Here is a 16,977-nt window from a genome sequence, read left to right as displayed (position 1 = left end):
GAGTGGGCATGGGGACCGTCGCCGCGAACATCGCCCTGGTCCTGCTGTTCATCCTGATCGGCGGCTTCTTCGCCGCGGCCGAGATCGCGCTCGTGTCGCTGCGGGAGAGCCAGGTGCGCAAGCTGGCCGAGTCCGGGAAGCGGGGGGCGAGGGTCGCGCGGCTCGCGCGGGATCCCAACCGCTTCCTGTCCTCGGTGCAGATCGGCGTCACGGTCGCCACCATGCTCTCGGCCGCCTTCGGCGCCGACACCCTCGCCGGCGAGCTTGAGCCGGTGCTGGGCGGCTGGGGGGTGCCCGGGGCGGTGGCCGGGCCGCTCGCGCTCGTGCTGGTCACGCTGGCCATCTCGTACGTCTCGCTCGTGCTCGGCGAGCTGGCGCCCAAGCGGCTGGCGTTGCAGCGCTCCGAGGGGCTGGCGGTCATCGTGGCGCCGATCATCGACCGCATCGCCACGCTGTCGCGGCCGATCATCTGGCTGCTGTCGAAGTCCACCGACGGGGTGGTGCGGCTGCTCGGCGGCAACCCCCAGGCCGACCGCGCCGAGGTGTCGGTCGAGGAGCTGCGCGACATGGTGGTCGGCAGCCAGGAGCTCACCCAGGACGAGCGCGACCTGATCGGCGAGGTGTTCGCGGCCGGCAAGCGGCAGCTCAGGGAGGTGCTGCTGCCGCGCACCGAGGTGGAGTTCATGGACGTCGACACGCCGTTCCCGGAGGCCGCCGCCCGCGCCGCCGGGTCGCGGCACTCCAGGTTCCCGGCGTTCCGCGACTCCTACGACAACATCGTGGGCTTCGTGCACGTCCGGGACCTGCTGGATCCGGGGCTGGCGGGGCGCGGCGAGCGGCTCGGGGAGCTGGTGCCGGTGCGGCCGGTGAAGTTCCTGCCCGGCAGCAAGCGGGTGCTCGCCGCGCTCTCCGAGATGCGCGACGAGGGGCACCATCTCGCCATCGTGGTCGACGAGTACGGGGGCACCAACGGGATCGTCACGCTGGAGGACCTCGTCGAGGAGCTCATCGGGGACATCCGCGACGAGTACGACGAGGCGGACCAGTCGGTGCGGCTGGTGTCCGGCGAGATCGAGGTCGAGGGCCTGGTCAACCTGGACGCGTTCGCCTCCGAGACCGGCATCCGGCTGCCGGACGGGCCGTACGAGACGCTCGGCGGCTACATGATGGCCGCGCTCGGGCGGCTGCCGTCGGCGGGGGAGAACGTGGAGATCCCCGGCTACACGCTCACGGTGATCGAGATGGACGGGCGGCGGGTCGCCCGGGTACGGGTCACGCCGCACCCGGCGCCCATCGTCGTCGAGTCGCAGAGCACCGCTGAAACCTGACACAATTGGGTGCCATGGCCAGACCTCGCGTACTCTCCGGCATCCAGCCGACGGCAGACTCGTTCCACTTGGGCAACTACCTCGGCGCGGTGCGCCAGTGGGTCGCGATGCAGGAGACGCACGACGCCTACTACATGGTCGTGGACCTGCACGCCATCACCGTGGACTTCGACCCGGCCGTGCTGCGCCGCCGCACCCGCGTCGCCGCCGCGCAGTTGTTCGCCACCGGGCTCGACCCGGAGAAGTGCACCGTCTTCGTGCAGAGCCACGTGCGCGAGCACAGCGAGCTGGCGTGGATCCTCACCTGCATGACCGGCATGGGTGAGGCGTCGCGGATGACGCAGTTCAAGGACAAGTCGGCCAAGCAGGAGTTCGTCGGGGTGGGCCTGTTCACCTATCCGATCCTGCAGGCCGCCGACATCCTGCTCTACCAGGCCGACCAGGTGCCGGTGGGCGCCGACCAGAAGCAGCACCTGGAGCTCACCCGGGACCTCGCCGGGCGGTTCAACCACCGGTTCGGGGAGACGTTCCGGCTGCCCTCGCCGTACATCCTCAAAGAGGTCGAGAAGATCACCGACCTGCAGGAGCCGACGGCGAAGATGTCGAAGTCGTCCTCAAGCCCGCAGGGCATCCTCGACGTGCTGGAGCAGCCGGGGCCGCTGCGCAAGAAGGTCATGCGGGCGGTGACCGACGCCGGGACCGAGGTCCGGGCGGACGACGAGAACAAGCCGGGCATCACCAACCTGCTGCGCATTCTGTCCGCGCTCACCGAGACGCCGATTCCCGAGCTGGAACGGCGGTACGAGGGGCAGGGGTACGGCACGTTCAAGAAGGACGTCGCCGAGGCGGTCGTAACGGCCTTCACGCCGATCCGCGAGCGCACCGAGCAGTTGCTCGCCGACGAGGCCGAGCTCGACAAGCTGCTCGCCATCGGAGCCGAGCGCGCGCGTGCGGTCGCGCGGGAGACGATGGAGAAGGTGCGTGAGCGCGTGGGGTTCCTGCCCGCCGCGCACTAGCGCCGGCGGCGGGCCGCGACGCGTGAGCGGCCCCTGGTACGGCGGCGCAGCAGCCCGGCCGTGATCCAGACGACGCCCGCGAGCACGGCCACGACGATGACGTAGGGGGCCAGGCCGCTGTCTGTGGGTGCCGCGGGGGCGGCGGCCGGGCTGGCCGTGACGACCGGCGTGGCCGCGGCGCGCGGGCCGGTCGCGGGCTTGGCCTCGGCGGGGGGCACCAGGGTGCCGACGGCCGCGACCTTGCCGCGGGCGGCGAAGCCCCAGTCGAGCAGGGCGGCGACCTCGTCCCAGAAGTAGCCCTTGTGGTGCATGATCGAGACGATGATCGTGTGGCCGTCGCGCCTGGCCGCGCCGACGAAGCTCGACTGCGCCTTGGAGGTCCAGCCGTTCTTCACGCCCAGCATGCCCTTGTAGCGGCCCAGAAGCTTGTTGTGGTTGGCGATCTGGTACGTCTTGCCCTTGGGGGCCGGGAAGTTCGCCAGGCGGGTGCTCACGTAGCGGCGGAAGTCGGCGTTCTTCAGGCCGGCCCTGCTGATCAGGGCCAGGTCGTAGGCGGAGGTGCGCTGGCCCGGCTTGTCGAGGCCGTTGGGGGTCTTGGCGACGGTGTCGAGGGCCTGGAGTCGCCGGGCCTCGGCGTTCATGTCGCGGAGCGTGGCCGCCAGGCCGCCGTTCGCCTCGGCCAGGGCCATCGCGGCGTCGTTGCCGGAGACCATCAGCAGCGCCTTGAGCAGGTCGTCGATCGTGTAGATGCGCTGGGGCTTGAGGCCGACCGCGCTGCCCTCGACGTTGCACGCCTCGACGCTCGGCTTGACCTTCATGTTCTTGTCCAGGCCGGAGCGCAGCACGGTGACGGCGGTGAGGATCTTCAGCGTGCTCGCGGGGCGGTAGAGGCCGTGCGGGTCCTTGGCCGCCAGCACCTCGCCGGTGTCGGCGTCGGCGATGACGAACGCGGACGCCTTGGTCTCCGGCGGGGGCTTCACGCCGCTCGGCACCACCAGGCCGCGGGTGGCCAGGCGCTCGCCGCCGATGGTGACCTTGGGCTCCGCCGTACGCGTAGTCTGGGCGTATGCCGGATTGACCAGCAGAAACGCGCACGCGATCACCACAAATACCGGACGTATGCCCCGGCCCCGACTCATCTTCCGCATAGCGACCTCAGCGTAACGTCCGCATCATCGGTACGAGTGCGAGATGCCCCGAGGCCCCCATAGCCACCCTCGGGGATCGTTCAGGATAAGACAGGGAGATACTGCCCAAATGACGCGACGTGCCGCGGCGTTCCTCCTCGGGCTCGCCGCCTTCATGATCTTCGAGTGGATCAACCTCGGGTTCAACCTGGCCGACGGGCACGACACCGCCTTCTACGTCGTCCACGGCATCCTCATCGCGGTCAACATCGTGCTCGCCGTCGTGCTCGGCGCCATCGGCCTGCGTGCCTGGCGTGCCCCTGGAAACGCCTGGCGGGCCCCTGGAAACGGAGCGGGGACCACGGAAAACAGGGCGGGAAAGGGGAACGCTACCTAGAAACGGGATGTTTTGGGGTTCACCATGCACTTATGCCCCTGTATCGCCGGTTTGGGGATGGGGCATTCGGGCATGTTGCGTGATTTTTACAAAGATCACCGAACCTGGAGGTCGATCGTGGGGATCGAGTTCTCGCCCTCGCGCGGTGCGAGCCTGGGCGTCGAGTGGGAACTGCAACTCGTTGACCGGCATACGCGCCGGCTCAGGCAGGACGCCGAAGAGGTGCTCGCCGAGATCAGGGACCTGAGCGACATCCCGCGTCCCAAGGCCATGCACGAGCTGATGCAGTCGCAGATCGAGATCGTTACCGGGATCTGTCACACGGTCGCGGAGGCCGTGCAGGATCTTAGCGGTACCATCGAACGTATCCGCCAGGTGGTCGAACCGCGGGGCACGGGGCTCGCGTGCACGGGCACGCACGCCATCAGCGATTGGCGTGAGGCCGTTTACGCCCCCGTCCAGCGCTACGCCGAGCTGGTGGAGGAGATGCAGTGGCTGGCATGGCGCATACAAACATTTGGCGTACATGTCCACGTGGGAGTGCGCGAGAGGGATAAAGTCATCCCCATCGTCAACGCACTTGCGGCCTACCTGCCGCATTTCCTGGCGTTGACGGCCTCCAGCCCGTACTGGGGCGGTCAGGACACCGGACTCGCCTCCAGCCGGGCCATCGTTTTTGGAGCGCTGCCCACAGCAGGTCCGCCCCACCTGCTGGCCGATTGGGCGGAGTTCGAGGAGTACATGGAAACCCTTCTACGTGCCGGGACGATCAGGAGCATCAAGGAGGTGTGGTGGGACATCCGGCCACACCCCGACCTCGGCACGGTTGAAATTCGCATGTTCGACGGCATCCCGACCCTTCGGGAGGTCGGCATGGTGGCCGCGCTGTCGCAGTGCCTGGTCCAGCAGTTCGACCAGCAGCTCGACCGCGGCTACAAGCTGCCGTGTCCGCCGGCGTGGGTGGTGCGCGACAACAAGTGGCGCGCGACCCGGTACGGCATGGACGCCGTGATCGTGACCGACGACCGCGGCGGAACAAGCCCGGTGCGCGATGTGCTCTACGAATTGGTACGCGAGCTTGAGCCGGTGGCCGAGCGCCTGGGGTGCCCGCAGGAGTTGGCGGTGGTGTCGGAGGTGCTGGAGCACGGCGGCCCCGCCGAGCGGCAGCGGGCGATAGTAGCGGAGGGCGGCACGCTCGAGGACGTCGTCGACGCGACGATGATCGAGCTGGCCGAAGACAGATTTGTGACGTCACGACAACATATGGTGGATGGAACGGTGGATCATGCGGGGACGTGAACTACGGGGGGAACTGGACGCGTTCCTGGGCGAACGGGAAGACGAGCTCATCGGCTTCCGCCGGGACCTGCACGCGCATCCGGAGCTGGGATTCGCCGAGCACCGCACCACCCAGCGCATCCTCGACCGACTGCGCCGCGCCGGGCTCGAACCGGCGCGGCTGCCCCGCGGCACCGGCCTCATCTGCGACGTCGGCAGCGGCGACGGGCCGACGGTGGCGCTGCGCGCCGACATCGACGCGCTGCCCCTGATGGACGAGAAGGACGTGCCGTACCGCTCCACCGTGCAGGGCGCCTGCCACGCCTGCGGCCACGACGTGCACACCACGATCGTGCTCGGCGCCGGGCTGTTCCTCGCCCAGCAGGCCGAGGCCGGGCTGCTGCCCGGCCGGGTCCGGCTCATCTTCCAGCCCGCCGAGGAGGTGCCCGGCGGCGCGCTGCGGGTGATGGAGGCCGGCGGCATCAGCGGCGTGGACCGCATCTTCGCCCTGCACTGCGACCCGCGCCTGGACGTCGGGCACCTCGGCCTGCGCAACGGCGCCATCACCGCCGCCTGCGACAAGGTCTCGGTGCGGGTCAGCGGCCCCGGCGGGCACACCGCCCGGCCGCACCTCACCGCCGACCTGGTGTTCGCCCTCGCCAAGATCGTCACCGAGCTGCCCGCCGCGCTGTCGCGCCGCGTGGACCCCCGCTCGTCGCTGTCGCTGGTGTGGGGGCGCGTGCAGGCCGGGTCGGTCGCGAACGCCATCCCCGACGACGGCCTCGCCGAGGGCACCGTGCGCTGCCTGGACGAGCAGGCGTGGCACGACGCGCCCGACCTGTTCAAGGCCCTGCTGGACTCGGTGGCGGTCGCCTACGGCGTGGAGGCCGACCTCGGCTACGTGCGCGGCGTGCCGCCCACCGTCAACGAGGCGACCAGCGTGCAGATGATGCGCGACGCCGCCGACCAGGTGCTCGGGCCCGGGGCCTCGGTGCCGACCCCGCAGTCGCTGGGCGGCGAGGACTTCGGATGGTACCTGGAGTCGATCCCCGGCTCGATGGCCCGGCTCGGCACCCGTACGCCCGGGGACGACCGCGAGATCGACATCCACCAGGGCACCTTCGACGTGGACGAGAGCGCCATCGGCGTGGGCGTGCGGGCGCTGGCCGCGACCGCGTTCACCGCGCTGTGGGAGGGCCGCCGTCCCACCGCCGAGGAGGCGACCGCGGAGGCGATCGTCGCCTGAGTCACAAGGTGGAGTGTGCTGCATAACGGACCTATTGCGGAGCTGTGTGGTCGCTTTGGCACTTTGAGCTAGGCGAACTATCTTCCGGGGAGGGTTGCCGTGCGTTCCTTCGCGCGAGCGACGTTGGTTCAGCACTGAGGGAGTCACCTTGCTCCGCGATCAAGTTCGCAGAATGGGCGCCGCGGTCCTCGCGGGCGCCATGGTCACCCTGGGCGCCGCCGCGTGCGGCGGCGGCGAGGACAGCACCGGTACGGCCGCGCCGAGCGGCGGCGCGTCCGGCTCGGCGGCGACCTCCACCCTCAAGGTGGGCCTCGCCTACGACATCGGCGGACGGGGTGACCAGTCGTTCAACGACGCTGCGGCGGCGGGGCTGGACAAGGCGAAGTCCGAGCTGAAGCTCGCCGACGCCCGGGAGCTGTCGGCGAGCCCCGGCGAGACCGACGCGCAGAAGGAGGAGCGGCTGCGGCTGCTCGCCAGCAGCGGCTACAACCCGGTCATCGCGGTCGGCTTCGCCTACTCCGCGGCGACCGGCAAGGTCGCCAAGGAGTTCCCCGATGTCAAGTTCGGCATCGTCGACGACGCGGTGGAGGGCGCGAACATCACCAACCTGCTGTTCGCCGAGCACGAGGGCTCCTTCCTGGTCGGCGCGGCGGCCGCGCTGAAGAGCGAGAAGGGCAACATCGGCTTCGTCGGCGGCGTGCAGACCCCGCTGATCCAGAAGTTCCAGGCCGGCTACGAGGCGGGCGCCAAGGCCGTCAAGCCGGACATCAAGGTCCAGGTCAAGTACCTCACCCAGCCGCCGGACTTCACCGGCTTCAACGACCCGGCCAAGGGCAAGACGGCGGCCGAGGGCATGTACGACGCCGGGGCGGACGTCGTCTACCAGGCCGCGGGCGGATCCGGCGGCGGCGTCTTCGAGGCCGCGAAGGCCGCGAACGCGTTCGCGATCGGCGTCGACTCCGACCAGGCCAAGACCGCCGACGCGGGCGTCCGCGACGTGATCATCACCTCGATGCTGAAGAAGGTGGACGTCGCCGTCTTCGACTTCATCAAGAGCGTCAACGACGGCACCGTCAAGAGCGGCCCGACCACCTACGACCTGAAGGCCGGCGGCGTCGACTACTCCGTCACCGGGGGCAAGATCGACGACATCAAGGACAAGCTGGAAGAGTACAAGCAGAAGATCATCAGCGGCGAGATCACCGTCCCGGACAAGACGTCCTGACGTGAAGCCCGCCGTCGAGCTCCGGGGAATCACCAAGCGATTCCCCGGAGTGGTCGCCAACAAGGACATCGAGCTCAGCGTCGCCGCCGGGCACGTGCACGCCATCGTCGGCGAGAACGGCGCCGGCAAATCGACGCTGATGAAGATCCTGTACGGCATGCAGCGCCCCGACGAGGGCGAGATCAGGGTCAACGGCGAGCAGGTCCACTTCCGTTCCCCGGCCGACGCCATCGCGGCCGGGATCGGCATGGTCCACCAGCACTTCATGCTCGCCGACAACCTGACCGTGCTGGAGAACGTCATCCTCGGCAGCGAGCCGCGCCGCCTCGGCGGCATCGACTTCGCCGCCGCGCGCCGCAGGATCACGGAGATCTCCGGGGCGTACGGGCTGGATGTGGACCCCGACGCGCTGGTGGAGGACATCGGCGTCGGCGAGCGGCAGCGGGTGGAGATCCTCAAGGTCCTCTACCGGGGAGCGCGCATCCTCATCCTGGACGAGCCCACCGCGGTGCTGGTGCCGCAGGAGGTCGATGAGCTGTTCGGCAACCTGCGCTCGCTCGTCGAGCAGGGATTGACGATCATCTTCATCTCGCACAAGCTCGACGAGGTGCTCGCGGTCGCCGACGCGATCACGGTGATCCGGCGGGGCGAGACCGTGGCGAGCGTGTCGCCCAAGGACGTCACCGCCCGGCGGCTCGCCGAGCTGATGGTCGGCAGCGAGCTGCCGAGCCCGGAGACCCGCGAGTCCACCGTCACCGACACGGTGGCCCTGAAGGTCTCCGGCCTGTCCATGAGCCGGGACGGCAGGCCGCTGCTGAGCGACGTCGAGCTGACCATCCGCAAGGGCGAGGTGCTCGGCATCGCCGGCGTGGAGGGCAACGGCCAGGCCGAGCTGGTCGAGGCGATCATGGGCATGCGCCCGATCGACTCCGGCACGATCACCCTGCTCGATCAGGACATCACCGGCTGGTCCACGCTGCGCCGCCGCGAGCACGGCATCGCCTACATTCCCGAGGACCGGCACCGGCACGGGCTGCTGCTTGAGGCGCCGCTGTGGGAGAACCGCATGCTCGGCCACCAGACCCGCAAGCCGAACGCCAAGGGACCGTGGATCGACCGGGCCGGGGCGCGGCGGGACACCCGCCGCATCGTCGAGGAGTACGACGTGCGCACCCCCGGCATCGACGTCACCGCCTCGGCGTTGTCCGGCGGCAACCAGCAAAAGCTCATCGTGGGCCGGGAGATGAGCGGTGACCCGGTGGTGCTCATCGCCTCCCACCCCACCCGGGGCGTGGACGTGGGGGCGCAGGCGGCCATCTGGGACCATCTGCGCAACGCCCGCGCGGCGGGCCTCGCCGTACTGCTGATCTCGGCCGACCTGGACGAGTTGATCGGCCTGTCCGACACGCTCAAGGTGATCCTGCGCGGGCGGATCGTGGCGGAGTTCGACCCCGGCTCGGTCACGCCGGAGCGGCTCGGGTCGGCGATGACGGGCGCCCGGGAGGAGGTCGCGTGAACGGCTTCGTCGACCGCCTGCTCGGACGCGTGCCGCTGAGCGGCGTGCTCGCGATCGTCGCACCGCTCCTGGCGATCGTCTTCGCGGCCCTGATCACCTCGGTGGTGCTGGTGACGACCGGCAGCCCGCCGCTGGAGACGATGGCCCTCATGGCCGAGTACGGCGTGCGCCCCCGCACGCTCGTGCTGACGCTCAACTCGGCCACGACCTTCTACCTGTCGGCGGTCGCGGTGGCGATCGGGTTCCGGATGAACCTGTTCAACATCGGCGTGGACGGGCAGTACCGGCTCGCGGCGCTGATCGCGGCGGCGGTGGGCGGCGCGGTCGCGCTGCCGGGGCCGCTGCACATCACGCTCATCGTCGTGGTGGCCGTCCTGGTGGGGGCCGTGTGGTCGGCGCTCGCCGGGATCCTCAAGGTCACCCGCGGGGTGAGCGAGGTCATCTCGACGATCATGCTCAACGCGATCGCGACCGGCCTCGGCGCGTGGCTGCTCACCCAGTGGGCCGTGCCGGTGTCCGGGAGCAACAACATCGGCACCAAGCCGATCCCGGAATCCGGGCACTTCCCCGGGTTCGAGCTGATCCCCGGAACGCCGCTGCAGGTCTTCGGCTTCATCGTCATCGCCGCGCTGGTCGGGATCGGCTTCCACGTGCTGCTCGCCCGCACCCGGTTCGGCTTCGACCTGCGCGCCACCGGGCGCTCGGAGCCCGCGGCGGTCGCCAGCGGCGTGAACGTCAAGAGGATGGTCGTCGCCGCGATGATCATCTCGGGCGCGGTGGCCGGTCTGGTGGGCATGCCGCAGTTGCTCGGCGCGTCCTACACCTACAGCATCGACTTCCCCGCCGGGCTCGGCTTCACCGGCATCGCGATCGCGCTGCTCGGGCGCAACAACCCGGTCGGCATCGCGTTCGGCGCGCTGCTGTGGGCCTTCTTGGACAACTCGGCCCAGATCCTGGATCTGGAGGCGATTCCCAAGGAGATCGTGACCATCATGCAGGGCACGATCGTGCTCTCCGTCATCGTGGCGTACGAGCTGGTGCACCGCTACAGCCAGACCGCCGTGCAGCGGCGCGTCGGACGGGAGCTGGGCGAGACCGGCGGCCGGGAGACCCAGGAGGCGAAGGCATGAGCGTCACCGAGGCGGCGCCGGCGAAGCCGGTCGAGTCCGCCGCGCCACGGCGCTTCCGGATGACCTGGCAGGTGCTGCTGCTCGGACTGCTCGGGCTGCTGGTGCTGCTGTCGATCGCCCGGGTGGTCAGCGGCGCGAACGACATCACCTCCGGCGGCACGTTCAACGCCGCGATCGGGCTCGCCGTGCCGATCGGGCTCGCCGGGCTCGGCGGCCTGTGGTCGGAGCGGGCCGGCGTGGTGAACATCGGCCTCGAAGGCATGATGATCTTCGGTACGTGGTTCGGCGCGTGGGGGGCGCTGCAGTTCTCCAACCCCTGGGCGGGGGTGATCGCGGGAGCCGTCGGCGGCGCGCTCGGCGGGCTGCTGCACGCGATCGCCACCGTGACCTTCGGCGTGGACCACATCATCTCCGGCGTGGCGATCACCATGCTCGGCCAGGGGGTCACCCAGTACCTGTCCAAGCTGATCTTCGAGGGCATGCCGGGCGGCGGCGAGACCCAGTCGCCCCGGCTGCCCGCGCCCGAGCGGGTGAGCATCCCGGGCATCGGGCAGCCGCTGCAGTCGCTGGAGTCACACGGCTGGTTCCTCGTCTCCGACCTGGCCGGGCTGCTGCGCGGGATCACGCAGAACGTCTCGCTGTTCACCATCGTCGCGATCCTGCTCGTCCCGCTCAGCTTCTGGCTGCTGTGGCGCACGGCCTTCGGGCTGCGGCTGCGCTCGTGCGGCGAGCGGCCGGTGGCGGCCGAGTCGCTCGGCGTGAACGTCTACTACTACAAGTACGTCGCGGTCGTGATCTCCGGGGCGCTGGCCGGGCTCGGCGGGGCGTTCCTCTCGCTGGTCGCGGCGGGCATCTACCGGGAGGGCCAGACCGGCGGGCGCGGCTTCATCGGCCTCGCCGCCATGATCTTCGGCAACTGGCGGCCGGGCGGGCTCGCCGGCGGCGCGGCGCTGTTCGGCTACACCGACGCGCTGCAACTGCGCCAGGGCGGGGCGTCGGTGCACGCGCTGCTGCTGGTGATCGCGCTGCTGCTGGTGGCGTTCGCGATCTACCAGTTCACCCGGCAGAACCGCACCCGCGCGGCCGTGATCACCGCAGTGTGCGCGGTGGCGGTGTTCGTGCTGTTCGCGGTGACCGACACGGTGCCCGAGCAGTTCACCTCCTTCACGCCCCACCTCGCCACGCTGCTGGTGCTTTCGCTGGCCTCGCAGCGGCTGCGCATGCCGGCCGCCGACGGCCTGCCGTACCGGAGAGGACAGGCGACATGAGCGAGGACGTCGACTGGGAGATGCTGCGCAGGCGCGCCGCCGAGGCGATGGAGCACGCCTACGCGCCGTACTCCAAGTTCCCGGTGGGCGCGGCGGCGCTGGTGGACGACGGGCGCGTGGTCGTGGGCTGCAACGTCGAGAACGCCTCCTACGGGCTGGGGCTGTGCGCCGAATGCGGGCTCGTCTCCGCGCTGCACGCCTCGGGCGGCGGGCGGCTGGTCGCGTTCGCCTGCGTGGACGGGCACGGCGAGCCGCTGATGCCCTGCGGGCGCTGCAGGCAGCTGCTGTACGAGCACGGCGGGCCGGACCTGCTGCTGCAGACGCTTGAGGGGCCGATGCGGCTGGCGGAGGTGCTGCCGCTCGCGTTCGGCCCGGAGGACCTCGGGCGCATGTCCTGATGTTGGATGGTGCCATGAGCTTCGACGCGATCGACGTGATCATCACCAAGCGGGACCGGGGCGAGCTGTCCGACGGGCAGATCGACTGGATGGTCGGCGCCTACACGCGCGGGGAGGTGGCCGACGAGCAGATGTCCGCGCTGGCGATGGCGATCCTGCTCAACGGCATGAACCGGCGGGAGATCGCCCGGTGGACCGCCGCGATGATCGATTCGGGGACCCGGATGGACTGGTCGGCGCTGGACCGGCCGACCACCGACAAGCACTCCACCGGCGGGGTCGGCGACAAGATCACCCTGCCGCTGGCGCCGCTGGTGGCGGCGTGCGGGGCGTACGTGCCGCAGCTGTCCGGGCGGGGACTCGGGCACACGGGCGGGACCCTGGACAAACTGGAGTCGATCCCCGGATGGCGGGCGTCGCTGTCGGCCGAGGAGATGCTCGGGGTGATCCGTTCGGCGGGGGCCGTGGTGTGCGCGGCCGGTGCCGGGCTCGCTCCGGCGGATCGCAAGCTGTACGCGCTGCGGGACGTGACCGGGACCGTGGAGTCGATCCCGCTGATCGCGTCGTCGATCATGTCGAAGAAGATCGCCGAGGGGACCGGGGCGCTCGTGCTCGACGTCAAGGTCGGGTCCGGGGCGTTCATGAAGGACGTCGGGACCGCGCGGGAGCTCGCCACCACCATGGTCGAGTTGGGGATCGACGCCGGGGTGAACACGGTCGCGCTGCTGACCGCGATGGACCGGCCGCTCGGGCTTCAGGTCGGCAACGCGCTTGAGGTGGCCGAGGCCGTGGAGGTGCTCGCCGGGGGCGGGCCGTCCGACGTGGTCGAGCTCACCGTGACGCTCGCCCGCGAGATGCTCGCCGCGGCGGGCCTGGACGGCAAGGATCCCGCGGACGCGCTCAAGGACGGCACGGCGATGGACGCCTGGCGGCGCATGATCGCGGCCCAGGGGGGCGACCCGGACGCGCGGTTGCCGCGCGCCGCCGAGACGATGGACGTGAGCTGCCCGGCCGACGGCGTACTTGAGCGGCTCGACGCCTACGCGGTCGGGCTCGCGGCCTGGCGCCTCGGGGCGGGCCGTACGCGCAAGGAGGACCCGGTGTCGCACGGTGCGGGGATCACCCTGCACGCCAAGCCCGGCGACGCGGTGCGCGCGGGACAGCCGCTGATGACGCTGCACGCCGACGAGCCGGCGCGGTTCGAGCGGGCGATCGAGGCGCTGGAGGGTGCCTACTCGGTCGGGGCGTCGGCCGGTCCCGGGCTGCTGCCGCTGGTCATCGAGCGGGTCAAGGGGGAGTGATGGTACGCAGGATCGAGTCGGCCACCCGGATTCCGGTGCCGGGCGGCAAGGTCATCGACGAGTACGTGGGGCGGGTCAACAGCGGGGACGAGCGGCTGTCGGTGGCGCACATGATCGCGCCGCCGGGCTGGGAGGAGCCGGCGCAGACGCCGGAGTTCGCCGAGTTCACGCTGGTGCTGCGGGGCATGGTGCGGGTGGAGCACGAGGGCGGCGTCGTCGAGGCGTCCGCGGGACAGGCGGTCGTCACCGAGCCCGGCGAGAAGATCCGCTACGGCGTGGGGCCGGAGGGGGCCGAGTACGTGGCCGTGTGCCTGCCCGCCTTCTCCCCGGACACCGCCCATCGCGATGACCAGGATCGCGAAGACCAGGATCGCGAAGACTAGGATGGGGCGATGAGCCAGACGCCGACCCTTGAGGAGATCCGCAAAGCGCCGAAGGTGCTGCTCCACGACCACTTGGACGGCGGGCTCCGGCCGCAGACGATCATTGATTTGGCCCGCGAGTCGGGCTACGACCGGCTGCCGAGCACGGACGCGGACAATCTGCGCGAGTGGTTCCACGCGGCGGCCGACTCGGGGTCGCTGGAGCGCTACCTGGAGACGTTCGCGCACACGGTCGGGGTGATGCAGTCCCGCGAGGCGCTGTTCCGCGTCGCCGCCGAGTGCGCCGAGGACCTCGCCGACGACGGCGTCGTGTACGCCGAGGTGCGGTTCGCGCCCGAGCAGCACACCTCCGGCGGGCTGAGCCTCGACGAGGTGGTGCAGGCGGTGCTCGACGGGTTCCGCAAGGCCTCGCAGGAGCGCGGCATCCGGGTCGGCACCCTGCTCACCGCCATGCGGCACCAGGCCCGCTCGATGGAGATCGCCGAGCTGGCGATCCGCTACCGCGACGTGGGCGTGGTCGGCTTCGACATCGCCGGGGCCGAGGCGGGCTACCCGCCCACCCGGCACCTGGACGCCTTCGAGTACCTGCAGCGGGAGAACGCCCACTTCACCATCCACGCCGGCGAGGGCTTCGGGCTGCCGTCGATCTGGCAGGCCATCCAGTGGTGCGGGGCCGACCGGCTCGGGCACGGGGTGCGCATCATCGACGACATCCAAACCTCGATCCAGACCTCCACCGAGGGCACGGCGAAGCTGGGGCGGCTCGCGGCGTACGTGCGGGACAAGCGGATTCCGCTGGAGATGTGCCCGACGTCCAACCTGCAGACCGGGGCGGCGGCGTCGATCGCCGAGCATCCGATCGGGCTGCTGCGCAAGCTGTACTTCCGGGTCACCGTCAACACCGACAACCGGCTGATGAGCGACACCAGCCTGTCGGTGGAGTTCGCCAAGCTCGTCGAGGCGTTCGGCTATGACTGGGATGATCTGCAGTGGTTCACGGTGAACGCGATGAAGTCGGCGTTCATCCCGTTCGACGAGCGGCTGGCGCTGATCAACGGGCTCATCAAGCCGGGGTACGCCCAGTTGAAGTGGCGGGCGTGACGGCGTGAAACCGCGGGTGTTCCGGTCGCGGGGGGCCTGGATCCTGGGGTGGGTCTGGCTGGTGTTCGCCGCGCTCAACGCGGTCGATCTGATCGCGCGGGGGAGCCTGCCCTCGTCCCTGATCGCGGGGTCGGTCCTCGGGGTGCTGACGGCCGTCATCTACGTCACCTGCCTGCGGCCGGGGATCGTCCTGCGGCAGGACGGTGTGCTGGTGCGCAATCCGCTGCGGGACGCGTTCATTCCGTGGGGGGCGCTCGGGGACGTCCGCGTCACGCACGCCATTCATCTGGAGTCGGGGGAACGGACCGTGCGCTCCTGGACGCCGCAGGTGTCCACGCGTGAGCTCACCCGCTCGGCCAGGGCCGGGAGCCGCGACGTCTCCGGGGGACGGAACGCGGCCCACGCGGAGGCGCTCGCCGGGCGGACGCACGCGCACTGGATCGCCGAGCAGATCACCGAGGAGGCAGCCCGGGGCCGTTCACGCGGCGGCGATACGGCCGGGGCCTTCTCGCTGACGTGGTCGCCGGTGTCGCTCGCCGTTGTGGCCGCCGCTCTTGTCCTGGTGGTAGTGGGGCTCGTCGCGGCGCTGTGATTCCGTGGTGACGCGTCAGGTCAGGAGGGCCGCCAGGTCCCGTTCGATGGCGTCCAGGGCGTCGGCGGCGTGGGCGCGGGCGTCGGTGAGTGTGCCGGTCACCGGGACGACGACCTCCATGTAGCACTTGAGCTTGGGCTCGGTGCCGCTCGGGCGGATGACGACGCGGGCGTCTCCGGCGAGGCGGTAGCGCAGGCCGTCGGTCGCGGGGAGGCCGTCCACGCCATGGGCGAGGTCCTCGGCGGACTTCACGGCCCGGCCGCCGAGCTCGCCGGGCGGGGCGGTACGCAGGCGAGTCATGGCGCGGTGGATCAGGGAGAGGTCCTTGACGCGGATGGAGAGCTGGCGGGTGGCGTGCAGGCCGTGCCGTACGGCCTGGGCGTCCAGCAGGTCGAGCAGGGTACGGCCGTCCCGCTTGGCGGCGGCGGCGAGGCCCGCGACGGTGAGGGCGGCCCCGATGCCGTCCTTGTCGCGGACCGGCAGGCCCGCGTCGGTGCCGATCGTGTAGCCCAGCGCCTCCTCGTAGCCGAACACCATGCGCTCGCCCTCGCCCGCCGCCCGCGCGATCCACTTGAAGCCGGTCAGGGTGGTCGCGTGCCGGACGTTGTGCGCGGCCGCGATCCGCGCCAGCAGCGAGGAGGAGACGATCGTGGTGGCCACCAGCCGATCGTCGCCCGAGGTGTGCGTCAGCACGTGCTCGGCGAGCAGGCCGCCCACCTCGTCCCCGGTGAGCCTGCGCCACGATCCGCCGGGGGTGGGCACGGCGACGGCACAGCGGTCGGCGTCGGGGTCGTTGGCGATGACGAGGTCGGCCCCGACGTCGGCGGCGAGGGCCAGGGCCAGGTCCAGGGCGCCCGGCTCCTCCGGGTTGGGGAAGCCCACGGTGGGAAAGTCGGGGTCGGGCGCCAGTTGCTCGGCGACCGTCGCCGGCTCGGCGAAGCCCGCCCGCGCGAACGCCCGCCGCAGCACCTCGCCGCCCACGCCGTGCAGGGGCGTGTAGACGACGCGCACGTCGCGGGCGTCGCCGATCGGCAGCGTCGTCACCGCGTCGAGGTAGGGGCGGACGATGTCGTCGTGGGTGAGCGTCGTCCACTCCGAGCCCAGCGGGAGCTCATCGACGCGGCCCACGGTCTCGATCGCCTCGGCGATCTCCCGGTCCACCGGCGGCACGATCTGGATGCCGTCGCCCCAGTAGACCTTGTAGCCGTTGTCCCGCGGCGGGTTGTGCGACGCCGTCACCATGACGCCCGCCGCGCAGCCCAGATGCCGTACGGCGAACGCCAGCACGGGGGTCGGCCAGTGCTCGGCCATGAGCGACACGCGCAGGCCCGCGCCGGTGAGCACGGCGGCCGAGTCCCGCGCGAACACGTCCGACTTGTGTCGCGCGTCGTAGCCGATGACGACGTGCGCGCCCGCGCCCAGCACCTCCACCAGCACCTTCGCCAGCCCCGCCGCCGTCCGCATGACCGTCACCCGGTTCATGCGGTTGGGCCCCGCGCCCAGCTCGCCGCGCAGGCCCGCCGTGCCGAACTCCAGCGCGGCCCCGAACCGGTCCTCCAGCGGGGCGTCTGCGGCGAGCAGCGCTTCGAGCTCGGCCCGCGTCTCCGGGTCGGGATCCTGGGCGAGCCACTGCCGCGCCCGCTCCCGCAGCACGTCGTCGGATGTCATCGG

16 protein-coding genes are annotated in these 16,977 nt (G+C 70.9%); 14 read left to right on the top strand and 2 right to left on the bottom strand.

Features of this window, described 5'->3' with window-relative positions; all coding sequences use genetic code 11:
* Positions 1-8 precede the first annotated feature (8 nt).
* Complete coding sequence (locus AB0K60_RS34615) at positions 9-1,328, top strand: hemolysin family protein (RefSeq protein ID WP_364065027.1); 1,320 nt, start codon at positions 9-11, stop codon at positions 1,326-1,328.
* Between the two features lie 14 nt (positions 1,329-1,342).
* Positions 1,343-2,344, top strand: a complete 1,002-nt coding sequence (gene trpS, locus AB0K60_RS34610) for a tryptophan--tRNA ligase (protein WP_364065024.1) — start codon at positions 1,343-1,345, stop codon at positions 2,342-2,344.
* Here trpS and AB0K60_RS34605 read toward each other — a convergent pair.
* Entirely contained in the window at positions 2,341-3,447 is a 1,107-nt protein-coding gene (locus tag AB0K60_RS34605; RefSeq protein WP_364065021.1) for a D-alanyl-D-alanine carboxypeptidase, read from the bottom strand. The genes trpS and AB0K60_RS34605 overlap by 4 nt on opposite strands.
* A gap of 154 nt (positions 3,448-3,601) precedes the next feature.
* Between AB0K60_RS34605 and AB0K60_RS34600 the strand changes: the two genes are divergently transcribed.
* From AB0K60_RS34600 to AB0K60_RS34545, 12 genes are all read left to right on the top strand, one after another.
* Positions 3,602-3,868, top strand: coding sequence for a hypothetical protein (locus tag AB0K60_RS34600; RefSeq protein WP_364065018.1), 267 nt, complete (start codon positions 3,602-3,604; stop codon positions 3,866-3,868).
* A 117-nt stretch (positions 3,869-3,985) separates the two neighbouring features.
* Entirely contained in the window at positions 3,986-5,167 is a 1,182-nt protein-coding gene (locus tag AB0K60_RS34595; RefSeq protein ID WP_364065015.1) for a glutamate--cysteine ligase, read from the top strand.
* On the top strand, positions 5,154-6,392 hold the full coding sequence (locus tag AB0K60_RS34590) for an amidohydrolase (RefSeq protein ID WP_364065183.1): 1,239 nt from the start codon (positions 5,154-5,156) through the stop codon (positions 6,390-6,392). The genes AB0K60_RS34595 and AB0K60_RS34590 overlap by 14 nt, the downstream gene beginning before the upstream one ends.
* A 172-nt stretch (positions 6,393-6,564) precedes the next feature.
* Positions 6,565-7,617: a BMP family ABC transporter substrate-binding protein gene (locus AB0K60_RS34585; RefSeq protein WP_364065013.1), complete on the top strand. Its 1,053-nt coding sequence runs from the start codon at positions 6,565-6,567 to the stop codon at positions 7,615-7,617.
* Position 7,618: 1 nt separating this feature from the next.
* On the top strand, positions 7,619-9,133 hold the full coding sequence (locus AB0K60_RS34580) for an ABC transporter ATP-binding protein (protein WP_364065010.1): 1,515 nt from the start codon (positions 7,619-7,621) through the stop codon (positions 9,131-9,133).
* Positions 9,130-10,263 (top strand): ABC transporter permease, encoded by a 1,134-nt coding sequence (locus tag AB0K60_RS34575; protein WP_364065007.1) that lies wholly within the window; start codon positions 9,130-9,132, stop codon positions 10,261-10,263. Before AB0K60_RS34580 ends, AB0K60_RS34575 begins: the two co-directional genes overlap by 4 nt.
* Positions 10,260-11,531 carry an ABC transporter permease gene (locus tag AB0K60_RS34570; protein WP_364065004.1) on the top strand — a complete coding sequence of 424 codons (1,272 nt, stop codon included), beginning with the start codon at positions 10,260-10,262 and terminating at the stop codon, positions 11,529-11,531. The genes AB0K60_RS34575 and AB0K60_RS34570 overlap by 4 nt, the downstream gene beginning before the upstream one ends.
* Positions 11,528-11,929, top strand: a complete 402-nt coding sequence (locus tag AB0K60_RS34565; RefSeq protein WP_364065001.1) for a cytidine deaminase — start codon at positions 11,528-11,530, stop codon at positions 11,927-11,929. The genes AB0K60_RS34570 and AB0K60_RS34565 overlap by 4 nt, the downstream gene beginning before the upstream one ends.
* 14 nt (positions 11,930-11,943) lie before the next feature.
* Entirely contained in the window at positions 11,944-13,230 is a 1,287-nt protein-coding gene (locus AB0K60_RS34560; RefSeq protein WP_364064999.1) for a thymidine phosphorylase, read from the top strand.
* Positions 13,230-13,613, top strand: coding sequence for an AraC family ligand binding domain-containing protein (locus AB0K60_RS34555; protein WP_364064996.1), 384 nt, complete (start codon positions 13,230-13,232; stop codon positions 13,611-13,613). Before AB0K60_RS34560 ends, AB0K60_RS34555 begins: the two co-directional genes overlap by 1 nt.
* Before the next feature lie 9 nt (positions 13,614-13,622).
* Positions 13,623-14,714, top strand: coding sequence for an adenosine deaminase (locus tag AB0K60_RS34550; protein WP_364064993.1), 1,092 nt, complete (start codon positions 13,623-13,625; stop codon positions 14,712-14,714).
* A gap of 4 nt (positions 14,715-14,718) precedes the next feature.
* The gene (locus AB0K60_RS34545) at positions 14,719-15,306 is read left to right on the top strand and encodes a PH domain-containing protein (RefSeq protein ID WP_364064990.1); all 588 of its coding nucleotides are present in this window, start codon (positions 14,719-14,721) and stop codon (positions 15,304-15,306) included.
* 15 nt (positions 15,307-15,321) lie between these two features.
* Here the strand turns inward: AB0K60_RS34545 and AB0K60_RS34540 are convergent, their stop codons facing one another.
* Positions 15,322-16,974 (bottom strand): phospho-sugar mutase, encoded by a 1,653-nt coding sequence (locus tag AB0K60_RS34540; RefSeq protein ID WP_364064987.1) that lies wholly within the window; start codon positions 16,972-16,974, stop codon positions 15,322-15,324.
* Positions 16,975-16,977: the final 3 nt, after the last annotated feature.

Source organism: Thermopolyspora sp. NPDC052614, assembly GCF_040678635.1.
Taxonomy (GTDB): domain Bacteria; phylum Actinomycetota; class Actinomycetes; order Streptosporangiales; family Streptosporangiaceae; genus Thermopolyspora.
The sequence above is the reverse complement of the archived record's forward strand: the minus strand, read 5'-3'. Positions and strand labels throughout refer to the sequence as shown.